Origin of the sequence: Streptomyces sp. NPDC057486 (assembly GCF_042802415.1) — a bacterium.
Classification (GTDB): domain Bacteria; phylum Actinomycetota; class Actinomycetes; order Streptomycetales; family Streptomycetaceae; genus Streptomyces; species Streptomyces yanii.
This window is the reverse complement of record NZ_JBHVEE010000077.1, coordinates 1-13,801: the sequence shown is the minus strand read 5'-3', so window position 1 is coordinate 13,801 and position 13,801 is coordinate 1. Positions and strand designations below refer to the sequence as shown.

11 protein-coding genes and 2 tRNA genes are annotated in these 13,801 nt (G+C 69.2%); 8 read left to right on the top strand and 5 right to left on the bottom strand.

The features are described 5' to 3' along the window. Positions 1–59 precede the first annotated feature (59 nt). From ACFU6I_RS29975 to ACFU6I_RS29965, 3 genes are all read left to right on the top strand, one after another. On the top strand, positions 60–521 hold the full coding sequence (locus ACFU6I_RS29975) for a molybdenum cofactor biosynthesis protein MoaE (protein WP_266981730.1): 462 nt from the start codon (positions 60–62) through the stop codon (positions 519–521). Positions 522–648: 127 nt separating this feature from the next. Continuing rightward, positions 649–819 carry a hypothetical protein gene (locus ACFU6I_RS29970; protein WP_345510467.1) on the top strand — a complete coding sequence of 57 codons (171 nt, stop codon included), beginning with the start codon at positions 649–651 and terminating at the stop codon, positions 817–819. Positions 820–963: 144 nt separating this feature from the next. Further along, entirely contained in the window at positions 964–2,052 is a 1,089-nt protein-coding gene (locus ACFU6I_RS29965) for a PDZ domain-containing protein (RefSeq protein WP_384372297.1), read from the top strand. Between the two features lie 52 nt (positions 2,053–2,104). On the opposite strand, the gene ACFU6I_RS29960 is transcribed toward ACFU6I_RS29965, so the two are convergent. After that, positions 2,105–2,674 carry a PPA1309 family protein gene (locus ACFU6I_RS29960; protein WP_384372295.1) on the bottom strand — a complete coding sequence of 190 codons (570 nt, stop codon included), beginning with the start codon at positions 2,672–2,674 and terminating at the stop codon, positions 2,105–2,107. 127 nt (positions 2,675–2,801) lie between these two features. On the opposite strand from ACFU6I_RS29960, the gene ACFU6I_RS29955 reads away from it, so the two are divergent. The 4 genes from ACFU6I_RS29955 (at position 2,802) to ACFU6I_RS29940 (ending at position 8,408) form a co-directional block, all read left to right on the top strand. Then, entirely contained in the window at positions 2,802–5,663 is a 2,862-nt protein-coding gene (locus ACFU6I_RS29955) for a UPF0182 family protein (RefSeq protein WP_384372341.1), read from the top strand. Between the two features lie 54 nt (positions 5,664–5,717). Next, a tRNA-Met gene (locus ACFU6I_RS29950) sits at positions 5,718–5,791 on the top strand. 212 nt (positions 5,792–6,003) lie between these two features. Beyond that, a complete protein-coding gene (locus ACFU6I_RS29945; protein WP_384372292.1) occupies positions 6,004–8,067 on the top strand; it encodes a tetratricopeptide repeat protein in 2,064 nt (687 codons plus the stop codon). A 267-nt stretch (positions 8,068–8,334) separates the two neighbouring features. Further along, positions 8,335–8,408 (top strand) — tRNA-Met (locus ACFU6I_RS29940). Positions 8,409–8,474: 66 nt separating this feature from the next. On the opposite strand, the gene ACFU6I_RS29935 is transcribed toward ACFU6I_RS29940, so the two are convergent. From ACFU6I_RS29935 to ACFU6I_RS29920, 4 genes are all read right to left on the bottom strand, one after another. Beyond that, positions 8,475–9,620 (bottom strand): ABC transporter substrate-binding protein, encoded by a 1,146-nt coding sequence (locus ACFU6I_RS29935; RefSeq protein WP_384372290.1) that lies wholly within the window; start codon positions 9,618–9,620, stop codon positions 8,475–8,477. A gap of 44 nt (positions 9,621–9,664) precedes the next feature. Then, on the bottom strand, positions 9,665–10,540 hold the full coding sequence (locus tag ACFU6I_RS29930; RefSeq protein WP_384372288.1) for an ABC transporter permease: 876 nt from the start codon (positions 10,538–10,540) through the stop codon (positions 9,665–9,667). Next, positions 10,537–11,346: an ABC transporter ATP-binding protein gene (locus ACFU6I_RS29925; RefSeq protein ID WP_384372287.1), complete on the bottom strand. Its 810-nt coding sequence runs from the start codon at positions 11,344–11,346 to the stop codon at positions 10,537–10,539. Before ACFU6I_RS29925 ends, ACFU6I_RS29930 begins: the two co-directional genes overlap by 4 nt. A gap of 249 nt (positions 11,347–11,595) precedes the next feature. Beyond that, entirely contained in the window at positions 11,596–12,015 is a 420-nt protein-coding gene (locus tag ACFU6I_RS29920; protein ID WP_266981714.1) for a Fur family transcriptional regulator, read from the bottom strand. Positions 12,016–12,166: 151 nt separating this feature from the next. Between ACFU6I_RS29920 and ACFU6I_RS29915 the strand changes: the two genes are divergently transcribed. Further along, entirely contained in the window at positions 12,167–13,636 is a 1,470-nt protein-coding gene (locus ACFU6I_RS29915; protein WP_366691371.1) for a catalase, read from the top strand. The last annotated feature ends 165 nt before the right edge of the window (positions 13,637–13,801 follow it).

The following is a 13,801-nucleotide window of genomic DNA, read 5'->3' as shown; positions in this document are numbered from 1 at the left end:
GGTCCGCCGGTGGAAAGGGCTATTCCGTGATGTCAGTGCGGTACGGCACCATGGGCGCCATGGCACCCACCCATGACCACCCCGGTGAGCAGGCGGCGCAGGACCCGATCCGGCTGCTGGAGATCCGCGAGACACCGCTGTCGGTCGACGAGATCTTCCGTGCCGTCGGAGACGACGCCGCGGGCGGCACCGCGCTCTTCGTCGGCACGGTGCGTAATCACGACGGCGGACAGGACGTCGGCGCGCTCGGCTACTCCTGCCATCCGTCGGCGCAGGACGAGATGCGCCGGGTGGCCGAGAAGGTCGTGGCCGAGTTCCCGGTCCGGGCGCTGGCGGCGGTACACCGTGTGGGTGAACTGGAGGTGGGAGACCTGGCCGTCGTCGTCGCCGTCTCCTGCCCGCACCGCGCGGAGGCGTTCGCGGCGTGCCGCAAGCTCATCGACGACCTCAAGCACGAGGTTCCGATCTGGAAACACCAGCGGTTTTCCGACGGCACGGAGGAGTGGGTCGGCGCCTGCTGAGCTCAAACCCAACCAGGGGTCATCCGCCCCGATTTGCGTAACCGCACCCCTGCCACGAGCGTTGATTCTGCAGATGGCTAATCTGCTGATCGGCAGTTGCGGTCGCTCATGGGGTAGGGAGGTCGTCATGGCAGCACTCGCCTGGTTGCTGATTCCGTTTTTCGCTGCTTTCGGCGCTGCGATATGGGGGAGCTGGGCCGCCAGAAATCGCACGACCGGCGATGTCACCGAACTCGCCGGGTATGCCCGGTTCCGTGAGGCGATGGAGAAATCTCACTCCGGTTCCGACGCTGCCTGAGGCAGCACCGTACGTACGCAGTCGCCAATCCGCATCGCGGCGCCGACTGCCCCGCCGATCGGCGACAGCACCGCACCCGACCCTCCGCCCCTGACGGACCGGCCCCGGCGGTGCACTGACAGACCCTTCCCGTACTGTCGTTCCATGCCACGCCGCACCGCGACGATGCTCGCCTCCACACTGATCCTCATCGCGCTGCTCTGCGCAGGTGTGCTGATGAAGGTGCCGTACTCGGAGATGTCTCCCGGTCCGACGGTGAACACGCTCGGCAAGGTCGGCGGAGAACCGGTGCTGCAGATCTCCGGGCGCAAGACGTACAAGACGTCCGGCAACCTCAATATGACGACGGTGCGGGTCACGGGCGCCGACTACAACATGAACCTCGTCGAGGCCGTCTACGGCTGGCTCGCCCACGACAGCGTCGTCGTCCCCCATGACACGCTGTATCCGAACGGCAAGACCGAGCAGCAGTCGACGCAGGAGAACGCCGAGGAGTTCAGCCAGTCCCAGGAGAGCGCCAAGGTCGCCGCCTTGACCGAGCTGGGCATCCCGGTGACCTCGCGCGTCGTGGTCTCCACGGTGATCAAGGACAGCCCCGCGCAGGGCAAGCTGCACGCGGGTGATGTGATCAAGGCGGTCGACGGTACGGCGGTCAAACAGCCCGAGGACGTCGCGAAGCTCGTCACCAAGCACAAGCCCGGCGAGAATGTCACGTTCACGGTGATCCCGGCCAAGACGGCGGCCGCTGCCGAGAAGGCCGGTAAGGAGCCACAGGGTTCCGAGAAGATCACCATCACGACGACGAAGGCGGCCAAGGAGAACCGGGCGATCGTCGGCATCCAGGCCGGGACGGACCACACGTTCCCGTTCCGGATCGACATCAAGCTCGCCGATGTGGGCGGCCCGAGCGCCGGCCTGATGTTCTCCCTGGGCATCGTCGACAAGCTGACGCCCGGCCAGCTGACCGGCGGCAAGTTCATCGCGGGCACCGGCACCATCGACGACCGGGGCAAGGTCGGCCCGATCGGCGGCATCAACATGAAGCTGGTCGGCGCGCGCAACGCGGGAGCCAGGTATTTCCTGACGCCGGACGACAACTGCAAGGCCGCCGCGTCCGACACCCCCCGCGGGCTCACGCTCGTGAAGGTCAAGACGATCGACGACGCGAAGAAGTCGCTGGAGAAGATCCGCACGGGGGACACGGCCGCTCTGCCGAGATGCTCGGCAGGCTGACCGCGCCCCGATGACCACGGCAGGCGCGATGCCGCCCGCCGTGGTCGGACTCTCAGGACTCGAACGTGGCGGCCAGCGCCTCGGCCAGCCCCGGTACCAGACCCGCGCCGGTCAGCACCTCGCTCGAGGAGTCCTTCTCCCGGAGCCGTACGGCGGACTCCCGCGCACCGTTGCGCAGGACGGCCACGGTCATCCGCACCTCCTGCCGGTCGGGGTGCCCGGCGACCCACTTCGTCAGCTGGGCGTCACTGAGCCCGTCGGGTACGGAGGCCTCGGCGGACGGCGGCAGCATCATGCGCTCCACCGTCATCGCGCATCCGGCCACCGCGTCGGGCCAGGCAATGGTGGCGAGGAACTCGTCCAGCGCCTTTCCGCGGGGGATCTCCTCCTGCTCGATCGGGGTGAGTGCGGCGGTCGTCGACTCCGGGCTGTCGAGACCGAGCTGGGCAGCGAGCCCCGGCTCCTGGGCGCGCAGCTCGGCGGTGTCGACGAGAGCGAAGAGCCGGGCGGGCTGGTCCCAGCCGAGGCCGGCGGCGTACTCGTCGATTTCGAGCACGGCGACGGTGAGGGGGCTTGCGGCCATCGGGGGGCCTGAGGGGGAAACGTTGGGCATGTGCAACATCCTGCCTCCTTCCGCCCCGGGAACGGGAACTAGGTAAAGCCTCAGTAAGTTGCATAGGTGGGCTCTACGATCGCTGGGCCCGTTTCACACGACCGCGAACTTCGAGGTGCGCACGTTGGCTTTCCAGATGCCGGACCGCGGCGGAGGCCCGACCGGGCCACGGATCAGAGTCGGCCGCCCGTCCCGGCGCGCCCGTACCCTGCTCATGACACTCGGCGTCCTGGCGATTCTCGCCATGGCGTTCGTCATGTTCGCCGGGTTCTGGACGGACTGGCTCTGGTACCGGTCGGTTGCCTATTCATCCGTCTTCACCACCACCCTGTGGACCAAGATCGGACTGTTCCTCGTCTTCGGACTGCTGATGGCGATCGCTGTCGGCCTGAACATCTGGCTCGCGCACCGGCTCAGGCCGCCGCTGAGCGCGATGTCGCTGGAGCAGCAGAGCCTGGACCGCTACCGGATGAGCGTCGCCCCGTTCAAGAAGTGGGTACTGCTTGCGGTCACCGCGCTCATCGGGCTGATCGCCGGAGCGTCGGCATCGGGCCAGTGGCGCACGTGGCTGATGTACGTGAACGGCGTGGCGTTCGGGCAGAAGGACCCCCAGTTCCATCTGGACGTCTCCTTCTACGCCTTCGACCTTCCGTGGTACCGATTCCTGCTGGGCTTCGGCTTCGCGGCCACGGTGCTCTCGCTGATCGCCGCCGCGCTCACCCACTACCTGTACGGCGGGCTCCGCGTCACCAGCCCCGGCGCGCGGGCGACCGGTGCGGCCACCGGCCATCTGTCGGTGCTGCTCGGCGTCTTCGTCTCGCTGAAGGCCGTGGCGTACTGGCTCGACCGGTACGGGCTGGCGGTGAAGTCCAGCGACTTCAAGGCGACGGACAACTGGACCGGCCTGCGGTACGTCGACGCCAACGCCTATCTGCCGGCGAAGACGATCCTGTTCTGCATCGCCGCGATCTGCGCCGTGCTGTTCTTCGCGACGCTGTGGCGCCGCACCTGGCAGCTCCCGATGATCGGCTTCGGTCTGATGGTGCTCTCCGCGATCCTGATCGGCGGCCTGTACCCGGCGATCGTGCAGAAGTTCCAGGTCCAGCCGAACGAGCAGGCCAAGGAAGCCCCGTTCATCCGGAAGAACATCCAGGCGACGCGTGACGCGTACGACATCGACGACGCCCAGGTGAACGACTACTCGGGCAAGAGCACCACGACGGACGACGCGAAGCTGCGCGCGAGCGCGGACGACGCGGCGAGCTACCGGGTGATGGACCCCAACGTCGTCTCCCCGGCCTTCCAGCAGCTCCAGCAGAAGCGCAACTACTACCAGTTCCCCAAGACCCTGGACGTCGACCGCTACAAGGACGCCGCCGGCAAGGACCAGGACACGGTCATCGGTCTGCGCGAGCTCAACCTGGACGGTATCCCCAAGCGCAACTGGATCAACGACCACTTCACGTACACGCACGGTTACGGCGCCATCGCCGCGCGGGGCACCACGACGGGCAGGAACCCGAAGGGGTCCCCGGACTTCACCGAGTCGGGTCTGCCGACCACCGGCGAGCTCGGCACGTACGAGCAGCAGATCTACTACGGCGAGAAGACCGAGCAGTACTCCATCGTCGGCGGGCCCCAGAAGGAGCTCGACTACGAGGAGGACGGCGAGAAGACCACCAGCTACAAGGGCAACAGCGGGGTCAGCCTCTCCAACGCGTTCAACCGCGCCGCGTACGCGGTCTCGTTCAGCGAGCCGCAGATCCTCTACTCGGGGGCCATCGGCGAGGGTTCGCGGATCCTGTACAACCGCACGCCCAAGGAGCGCGTCGAGGCGGTCGCCCCGTGGCTGACCATCGACGGCGACGCGTATCCGGCCGTGGTGAACGGCCGCATCCAGTGGGTCGTCGACGCGTACACCACCACCAACGGGTACCCGTACGCCTCGCGTACGACGCTCGGTGACACCACGGCCGACTCGTTGACCACCAACCAGCGTGCGGTCGTTGCTCAGCAGAACCAGGTCAACTACATCCGCAACTCGGTGAAGGCCACCGTCGACGCGTACGACGGCAAGGTCAAGCTGTACGAGTGGGACACCAAGGACCCGGTCCTCAAGACCTGGCGCAAGGCGTTCCCGGGGACGGTGGAGCCGCGGGCCGACATTCCGCAGGACCTGATGGCCCACCTGCGCTACCCGCAGGACCTGTTCAAGGTGCAGCGCGAGCTGCTCACCCGCTACCACGTCACCAACCCCGCACAGTTCTACAGCGGCAGTGACGCGTGGCAGGTCCCGGACGACCCGACCAACAAGGATTCCGGCGCGGTCCCGCCGTACTACCTGAGCATAAAAATGCCCGACCAGTCGGCTCAGAAGTTCTCACTGACCACGACGTTCACCCCGAAGGGGCGGCCCGACCTCGGGGCGTTCATGGCGGTGGACGCAGATGCGGCCAGCAAGGACTACGGCACCATAAGGCTGCTCAGAGTCACCACGACGGTGAAGGGCCCCGGGCAGGTGCAGAGCGAGCTCAACGGCAACGACGATGTCGCCGAGTTCGTGAGAAACCTCAAGGGAACCGACTCCGACATCGAGTACGGCAATCTGCTGACGGTGCCGCTCGACGGGGGCTTCCTCTACATCGAGCCGGTCTACACGCGCGGTGGCACGCAGAACTATCCGCTGCTGCGCAAGGTGGCCGCCTCGTACGGCTCGAAGACCGTCTTCGAGAACAGCCTCGAGGAGGCGCTCAACGCGGTCTTCGGGGTGGAGGGCACCGAAACCACGCAACCGCCGAGCGAGACCACGAAGCCACCGGCGGCCACCGGCGACGCCGCGCTCAAGCAGGCGATCGCGGATGCGCAGAAGGCCTATGCGGACGGTGAGGCGGCCCTGAAGAAGCAGGACTGGACCGCCTACGGCAAGGCCCAGGCCGATCTGCAGGATGCGCTGAAGCGTGCGGCGGAGGCCGCGCCCAAGGCGGACAAGGGCAGCTGAGCAGCTGCCGGTGAAGCCCCAGCCCCGCGTCGTGGTACGGTTTGAACACAACGACGCGGGGTGGAGCAGCTCGGTAGCTCGCTGGGCTCATAACCCAGAGGTCGCAGGTTCAAATCCTGTCCCCGCTACTGAAAGACGAAGGCCCGGATCCTTTCGAGGATCCGGGCCTTCGTCGTGCCGTGAAACCCTCCCATCCGGTGGGCGTGAAGTGCGGTTCGCGGGGCACGAGTTGGGCCCGGACGTGTTTGACTTATCTCTCTGTGGGCATGTCGACAAAACGCTGAAGTGACCTCACTGGCCGCGGTATACCAGGTGTACGCGGGTTGCAGGTGGTGGGACGATGGTATTTATGGGGGACAGGGCAACTCTGTTGGAGACAGGGCGGTTTGTGCAGCGGCACGTCCATGGGATGGAAAACGTGACGGGCGCGGCTTTTGTCGCTGATGCTGTGGGCGGCGCCGTGACCGTGGAAGGCGTCGAGGTCGCGGGGGCGGCCGGGATCACGGGAGTCGCCGGGACCGCGGCGGCTTCCGGCGACGCCGAGAGCACGGAGAGCGCCGAGACCGAAGCGCGGCACCGCCGCGCCGCCGACGCCGGGGACGCCGCGTCCATGAGCGTCCTCGGCGCACTGCTGCTGCGCCGTGGTGATCTGAACGGCGCCGAGCCCTATCTGCGGGGAGCCACGGCCGACGGCGACCGGGCCGCCGCCAACAACCTGGGTGTTCTCCTCCATCAGCGCGGCTATGCCGACGAGGCGGCCGGCTGGTGGCGCATCGCCGCCGTCGCCGGTTCCGCCGCCGCCGCGCACGCCCTGGGCCGCCACTACCGCGAGCGCGGCGACGAGCCCGGCGCCGAGTACTGGCTGCGCCAGTCCGCCGAGCAGGGCCATGCGCTGGGTGCATACGCCCTTGCCGACCTGCTGGAACACCGCAGCGACGTCGGCGCCGAGCGCTGGTTGCGCGCCGCCGCCGAGCAGGGGCACCGGGAGGCCGCTTACCGCCTGGCCCGCGCCCTGGAGCGCAGGGTTGCCGACGACCCGCACGACGCCTTCGGCCGTCCCGGAGCGGACGCGGGGCTCGGGATGGGCATGGGGCCCGGTCCGGGCGCGGCCGGTGGTCCCGTGACCGGTACACGTAACGCTGGTGGGGCTGCCGCGGGCAGGCACGGCGGACCGGTGGCCGGTTCCGCCGTGGGGCGGGCCGGTGAGGCCGAGCAGTGGTACCGGCAGGCCGCCGCGCGCGGACACCGTCGCGCCGCCCTGCATCTCGGCGCCATCCTCGAACGGCGCGGCGAGCTGAAGGAGGCCGGCCGCTGGTACCTCACCTCCGCCAAGGACGGCGAGGCACGGGCCGCCTGCGCGCTCGGTTTCCTGCTGCGCGATGCGGGCGACGAGGAGAGCGCCGCCGTGTGGTGGCTGCGCGCCGCCCAGGACGGCGACGGCAACGCTGCCAACGCCCTGGGCGCCCTGCACGCCGCCCGCGGCGAGCAGCAGACCGCCGAGCGCTGGTACCGCGCCGCCATGGACGCGGGCGACGTCAACGGCGCGTACAACCTCGGACTGCTCTGCGCCGCCCAGGACCGTACGCCGCAGGCCGAGCAGTGGTACCGCCGTGCCGCATACGCCGGTCATCGCGAGGCCGCCAACGCACTGGCCGTGCTCCTGCTCCAGGCGGGGGACGCGGCCGGTGCGGAGCCCTGGTTCTCCAAGGCCGCCGAGGCGGGCAGCGTCGACGCCGCCTTCAACCTCGGCATCCTGCACGCAGGGCGCGACGAGGACCGGGCAGCGCTGAGCTGGTACGAGCGGGCCGCCGCCGCCGGGCACACCGAGGCGGCGCTCCAGGTCGGCATGGCGCTGCTGCATCACGGCGACGAGCAGGAGGCCGAGCGTCATCTTCGCTGCGCCGCGGGCGGCGGCAGCGCCGAGGCCGCCTTCCGGCTGGCCGGAGTGCTGGACTCGCGGCAGCCGCCGCCGGGGCCGCCCGCGCTCGGCGAGCCGATGCCGGAGAAGACCGAGTGCGAGGAGTGGTACGAGCGGGCCGCCGAGCAGGGGCACCGCCGCGCCCAGGTGCGCGTCGGCATGCTCGCCGCCGCTCGCGGCGATGTGGACAGCGCCGCCCGCTGGTACCGCGAGGCGGCCGAGGCGGGCAGCCGCAACGGGGCCTTCAACCTCGGGCTGCTGCTCGCCCGCGAGGGCAGCGAGCGCGAGGCCGCGTTGTGGTGGAGCCGCGCCGCGAACGACGGGCACGGGCGGGCCGCGCTGCGCCTCGCCCTGCTCGCCGCCCGCCGCGGCGAGCTCACCGAGGGGCAGCGCTGGTGCGCCCGGGCGGTCGAGCTGGGCCCGGCGGAGGTCGCCGAGCGGGCAGCACGGCTGCGCGAGGCGCTGCACCAGGAGCTGACCGCGTAGGGAGCCCCAGGGGTGCGGTACGGGGCGCGGCGCCGGCGGTGGCGCCCCACGTCCGAGCGGGTGCAGGGCCCCAGGGCATGCCGCATGCCACGGGATGTGCCGGCCGGTCCGGAGCCGTACCACGCGGTCGGCCCCGTCACCCGCGACCCTCCCGGGCCCCGGCCCGTTGTGCGGGCGGGCATGCCGAGTCGTCCGCAGGGCCGCGCACCCCTCCACGGAAACGGATTTGCGCTGGTCGGGGGCGTCACGTAAAGTTGTGTTCACCGACGCGGGGTGGAGCAGCTCGGTAGCTCGCTGGGCTCATAACCCAGAGGTCGCAGGTTCAAATCCTGTCCCCGCTACTGAAGACAGAGGGCCGGATCCTTTCACAGGGATCCGGCCCTCTGTTCATGTCCGGGGCCTTCGCCTCAGGGCGTGTGGCCCACCGCCTCCCCGTACATCGCCCGGTCGACGGCCTTACCCTCCGGCACCGGCTTGCCGGCCGAGACGCCCGCGTCGCGGTACGCCTGCTGCAGCCGGTCCGTCGTGCCCTTCCGGATCTCCCAGTCCATTCGCATCGACGGAGTCGACCGCAGCGTCGCCTCGTCGATCTTCATCAGCTTCGCCAGTTCCGCGACGAAGGCGGGATCGGACTTGTAGTCCCCGGAGAAGTAGGTGTTCACCGTGCGGATGTAGGCGCGGAGGAAGGCGACGCCCGCGTCCGGGTCCTCGGTCAGCAGCGTCGGTCCGAAGAGCAGGCCGCCGAGCGGTTCGCCGACCGGCTGGCCGCCGAGGAACGCGTACTTCTTGTCGCCGTCGACCTTCCGCCAGACCGGGTCGAGCAGCCAGGCGGAGTCCACGCCCCCGTTCTGCAGAGCGGTCAGCACATCCGCCGAGCCGAGCTGCTGGAAGCTGATCCTGTCGAGCCCGCCGCCGTGCTTCTTCAGCGATGTGTCCATCGGGTACGCGATGACCGACCCTTTGCCGATCATGGTGCCCATCTTCCGGCCCGCCATGTCGACGTGACCGGCGCTCTCGCCTTCCTTGAGGCGGACCCACAGTCCGCTTTTCGAGGTGGGGTCGGGGGAGAAGTTCCCCGCCACCCACTTGATGTCGAAGCCGCCGTTGATGCCGTTCATCACGGCCGCCTCGGGGGCCGCCCACTGGGCGTCCACATCGCCCTTGGCAAGCAGCGGCAGGGCGTCCGGAGTGGGGAGAACCTTCAGTTCGACAGTCAGACCTTCCTTCGCGAACTCGCCCTTCGCGACGGCGACCTGGAGCGGAGCAACGTACTCCGCGCTCAGGGTGCCCGTCGCGACGGTGATCTTCCGCTTCTTCGCCAGCGGCTGCGCGGCGGGCGCGCCCTTGTCGCAGCGGGCAGGTTTCCGGTCCGGTGCCAGATCGGCCGGGTCGGTCCAGCTGCCCGTACCGCAGCCCGTGACGGGCTTCACGGCGCGTGGCGCGGCAGCGGCGCCGGTGCCGTCGCCGGAGTCGTTCCCGGCGCAGCCCGCCGCGGCGAGCAGTGCTGTTGCGGCGAGCGCGACGGTGCGGGTGAGAGGGGTATGTGTACGCACAGTGCCTCCGTACGGGGAACTCGATGGAGCAGGGTCGGTGCCGTTCACGACTGGCCGCGGCCGCGGTCGCGCGGCGCCCACGGCGTGAGCCACCGTCCGGCGATCCGCACCACTTCGGAGAAGACGACGCCGAGTACCGCCACACAGACGATGCCGACGAACATCACGTCGTTCTGGAACAGCGCCCGGGAGTCGAAGATCAGGTGCCCGAGCCCGTCCGCCGCGGCGATCTGCTCGGACGCCACGATCACCAGGACCGCCACCCCCGCCGCGATCCGTGCGCCGACCAGCACCGCGGGCAGTGACGCGGGCAGCAGCACATGCCGGAACATCTGCCAGGGTGAGGCGCCGAAGACCTGGCCGGCGTCGCGGTGACCTGCCGGGACGGCGAGGACGGCAGCCATGGTGGAGATCCAGACGAAGAAGAAGACCGTGGCGGCGACCAGCGCGAGCTGCGGCCCTTCGCCGAGGCCGAACATATTGAGGAAGACCGGCAGCAGAGCCAGCTTCGGTACGACGTACAGGGCATCGAGCAACGGTTCCAGCGCGGCTCGTACGAGGGAGAGCGCCCCCATCAGCAGGCCGAGTGCATATCCGGTGACGGTGCCGATCGCGTAGCCGCCGAGGACCCTTTTGAGCGTGGCCCACACATCGGGCCACAGCTCGCCCTCGGCCGCGCGGTCCCAGCCGTCCGCGAGGATGGTGGAGGGGGCCGGATAGACCCGGTCGTCGATCCAGGACTGCGCGGCGGCCAGCTGCCAGAGCAGGACGAGGAGCAGGGGTACGGCGACGGCGAGCGTCAGCTCCAGGGCGCGACGCCTGCGATGGGTGCGTACGGGATGCAGCTCCTGCGGGCCCGGCCTGCGCACCAGGACGGCCCCACCGCCTTCCTGACGTGCGCGTTTCACGGCTGTGCTCATGCCGGGGCCACCTCTCTGCGGACCTCGCCGCGCAGCAACTCCCACAACTCGCTCTTCAGTGCGGTGAATTCGGGCGCCGAACGGACATCGCCGGTGCGCGGCCGGGCGAACGGCGGTCGGCGCTCGGCGATGATCCGGCCCGGCCTGGCGGACATCACCAGCACCCGGTCGCCGAGCACGATCGCCTCCTCCAGACTGTGGGTGATGAAGAGCGTGGTGGTACGGGTGGTCTGGGTGAGGTCGAGCAGTTCGTCCTGAAGGATCGTCCGCAGCTGGGCGTCGAGCGCCGCGAACGGCTCGTCCATCAGCAGGAGTTCGGGTTCGACCGCGAGGGCGCGGGCGATGGCGACGCGCTGCCGCATTCCGCCGGAGAGCGCAGCGGGGTAGGCGCCGGCGAACTCCGCGAGCCCCATTCGGGCGAGCCAGTCGCGCGCCCTGGCGTCGCCCTCCTTGCGCGGCACGCGCTGGATGTCGAGGCCGAACCGGACGTTCGCGAGGACGGTCTTCCAATCGTGGATCCCGTAGTCCTGGAAGATCATCGCGGCCGGGCGGGGTGATGCCGTACGGATGGACAGTTCGCCCGAGCTGGGGCGGAGCAGTCCGGCGGCGATCCTCAGCAGCGTGGACTTTCCGCAGCCGGACGGGCCGACGATGCAGGTGAACTCACCCGGTGCGATGTCGAGATCGACCGGGCCGAGGGCGGTGAGGGTCCTGGCGCCGCGCCCGAACGAACGGGTGAGCGCCTGTGCCCGGAGCTTGGGGGCGGAGGGTGTGGGTGGGGATGTGCTCGGGTGCGGATCTCCCACGGGTCTCTCCTCGTGCGGTCGAGGTGTGGATCCGCCGCGGGGCGGACGCGATCGCCGCCGACGATATGATGACCCGTCAGATTCGGGAAGGGGGTGCGCGCGGGATGGGGGTGGCGCACACCCGTCGGGCGCGGGGGCCGGGCGGCGGGCATCGTCGGCACCAGGTGCGGCCCGGCGCTCAGGTCCTGGGGTGTCGGCATGCGAAAGGCCCGGTGCGAGTGTCGCTCGCACCGGGCCCTTCGCGGCGTCTCAGGCCGTTGCCGCGCAGTTCGGGCAGATGCCGCGGTACGTCACCTCGACATCGGAGACCGTGAACCCGAAGCGCTCGTCGGCCGGCAGGTCCGCCAGCGGATCGCCCGCCGGGTGCACGTCGCGGATGGCGCCGCACCGGGCGCAGACCAGGTGGTGGTGGGGGCGGTGTGCGTTCGGGTCGTACCGCTTCGCGCGGCGATCCGTGGAGACCTCGATGACCTCACCGAGGGTCACCATCTCGCCGAGCGTGTTGTAGACGGTGGCGCGGGAGATTTCCGGCAGCTTGGCGACCGCCCGGGCGTGGACCTCGTCGGCCGTCAGGTGCACATGGTCCCCGTCGAGTACCTCGGCCACGACGCGCCGCTGCGCAGTCATGCGCCAGCCGCGTCCGCGGAGCCGTTCCAACAGGTCACTCATGGAAGCAAGCCTAACAGTGAGGGGACCCTGGTCCCGAATGGGTGTGACTTTAGATGTTCACTTGACTTGGACTTAGTCCATTGTAGGATCGGAATCGGCATAGGCCAAGGGACAGGCTGTGCGGACATCAGGACATGACGGATGTGCAGGAATGACGCAGGAGGCGCACGTGACGCAGGGACCGCTCACCACGGAGGCCGGCGCGCCGGTCGCCGACAACCAGAACAGTCAGACCGCGGGCGTCGGCGGTCCGGTCCTGGTGCAGGACCAGTCGCTCCTGGAGAAGCTCGCGCACTTCAACCGTGAGCGCATCCCGGAGCGCATCGTGCACGCCCGCGGCGCCGGTGCGTACGGCACGTTCACGCTGACCCGTGACGTCTCGCAGTGGACGCGGGCGAAGTTCCTCTCCGAGGTCGGCAAGCAGACCGAGACGTTCCTGCGCTTCTCCACCGTCGCGGGCAACCTCGGCTCCGCCGACGCGGTGCGTGACCCCCGCGGCTTCGCGCTGAAGTTCTACACCGAAGAGGGCAACTACGACCTCGTCGGCAACAACACCCCGGTGTTCTTCATCAAGGACGCCATCAAGTTCCCGGACTTCATCCACACCCAGAAGCGCGACCCGTACACCGGCTCGCAGGAGGCGGACAACGTCTGGGACTTCTGGGGTCTGTCGCCCGAGTCCACCCACCAGGTGACCTGGCTCTTCGGTGACCGCGGCATCCCGGCCACGCTGCGTCACATGAACGGCTACGGTTCGCACACCTACCAGTGGAACAACGAGGCCGGCGAGGTCTTCTGGGTCAAGTACCACTTCAAGACCGACCAGGGCATCAAGAACCTCACCCAGGCCGAGGCGAACAAGCTCGCCGGCGAGGACCCGGACAGCCACCAGCGCGATCTCCGTGAGGCGATCGAGCGTGGCGACTTCCCGTCCTGGACCGTGCAGGTCCAGATCATGCCCGCGTCCGAGGCGGCCACCTACCGGTTCAACCCGTTCGACCTCACCAAGGTGTGGCCGCACGCCGACTACCCGCCGATCGAGATCGGGAAGCTGGAGCTCAACCGCAACCCGGAGAACATCTTCGCGGAGACCGAGCAGTCGATCTTCAGCCCCGCGCACTTCGTGCCGGGCATCGGCCCGTCCCCGGACAAGATGCTCCAGGGCCGCCTCTTCGCGTACGGCGACGCCCACCGGTATCGCGTCGGCATCAACGCCGACCACCTGCCGGTGAACCGTCCGCACGCCACCGAGGCGCGGACGAACAGCCGCGACGGCTACCTGTACGACGGCCGCCACAAGGGTGCGAAGAACTATGAGCCCAACAGCTTCGGCGGTCCGGTCCAGACGGATCGTCCGCTGTGGGAACCCACCACGGTCACCGGTGAGATCGGTACGCACGAGGCCCCGAGCCACGCCGAGGACAACGACTTCGTGCAGGCCGGAAACCTCTACCGGCTCTACTCCGAGGACGAGAAGGCGCGCCTGATCGACAACCTCGCCGGATTCATCGCCAAGGTCTCGCGCGACGACATCGCCGAGCGCGCGATCAACAACTTCCGTCAGGCCGACGGAGACTTCGGCAAGCGACTGGAAGCGGCGGTCCAGGCCCTGCGCGCCTAGCTTGATCTTTAACCTCGGAGGTCGAACGGCTCCTCGTACTTGATCACTCGGACTGGCAACCGCCTTACAAGAGGGCGGCCTTCGGCCGAGCATGTGATCCGACCAAGGAACACACAAGCTCAGCACGAAGGCCGTGGGGATGAGTCTGTTACATCACGCTGTCCG

Excerpts from the sequence above, each read along its gene's own strand:
- ACFU6I_RS29975 (WP_266981730.1), top strand. The coding sequence starts at position 60 with ATGGCACCCACCCATGACCACCCCGGTGAGCAGGCGGCGCAGGACCCG.
- ACFU6I_RS29970 (WP_345510467.1), top strand. The coding sequence starts at position 649 with ATGGCAGCACTCGCCTGGTTGCTGATTCCGTTTTTCGCTGCTTTCGGC.
- ACFU6I_RS29965 (WP_384372297.1), top strand. The coding sequence starts at position 964 with ATGCCACGCCGCACCGCGACGATGCTCGCCTCCACACTGATCCTCATC.
- ACFU6I_RS29960 (WP_384372295.1), bottom strand. The coding sequence starts at position 2,674 with ATGTTGCACATGCCCAACGTTTCCCCCTCAGGCCCCCCGATGGCCGCA.
- ACFU6I_RS29955 (WP_384372341.1), top strand. The coding sequence starts at position 2,802 with ATGCCGGACCGCGGCGGAGGCCCGACCGGGCCACGGATCAGAGTCGGC.
- ACFU6I_RS29945 (WP_384372292.1), top strand. The coding sequence starts at position 6,004 with ATGGTATTTATGGGGGACAGGGCAACTCTGTTGGAGACAGGGCGGTTT.
- ACFU6I_RS29930 (WP_384372288.1), bottom strand. The coding sequence starts at position 10,540 with ATGAGCACAGCCGTGAAACGCGCACGTCAGGAAGGCGGTGGGGCCGTC.
- ACFU6I_RS29920 (WP_266981714.1), bottom strand. The coding sequence starts at position 12,015 with ATGAGTGACCTGTTGGAACGGCTCCGCGGACGCGGCTGGCGCATGACT.
- ACFU6I_RS29915 (WP_366691371.1), top strand. The coding sequence starts at position 12,167 with ATGACGCAGGAGGCGCACGTGACGCAGGGACCGCTCACCACGGAGGCC.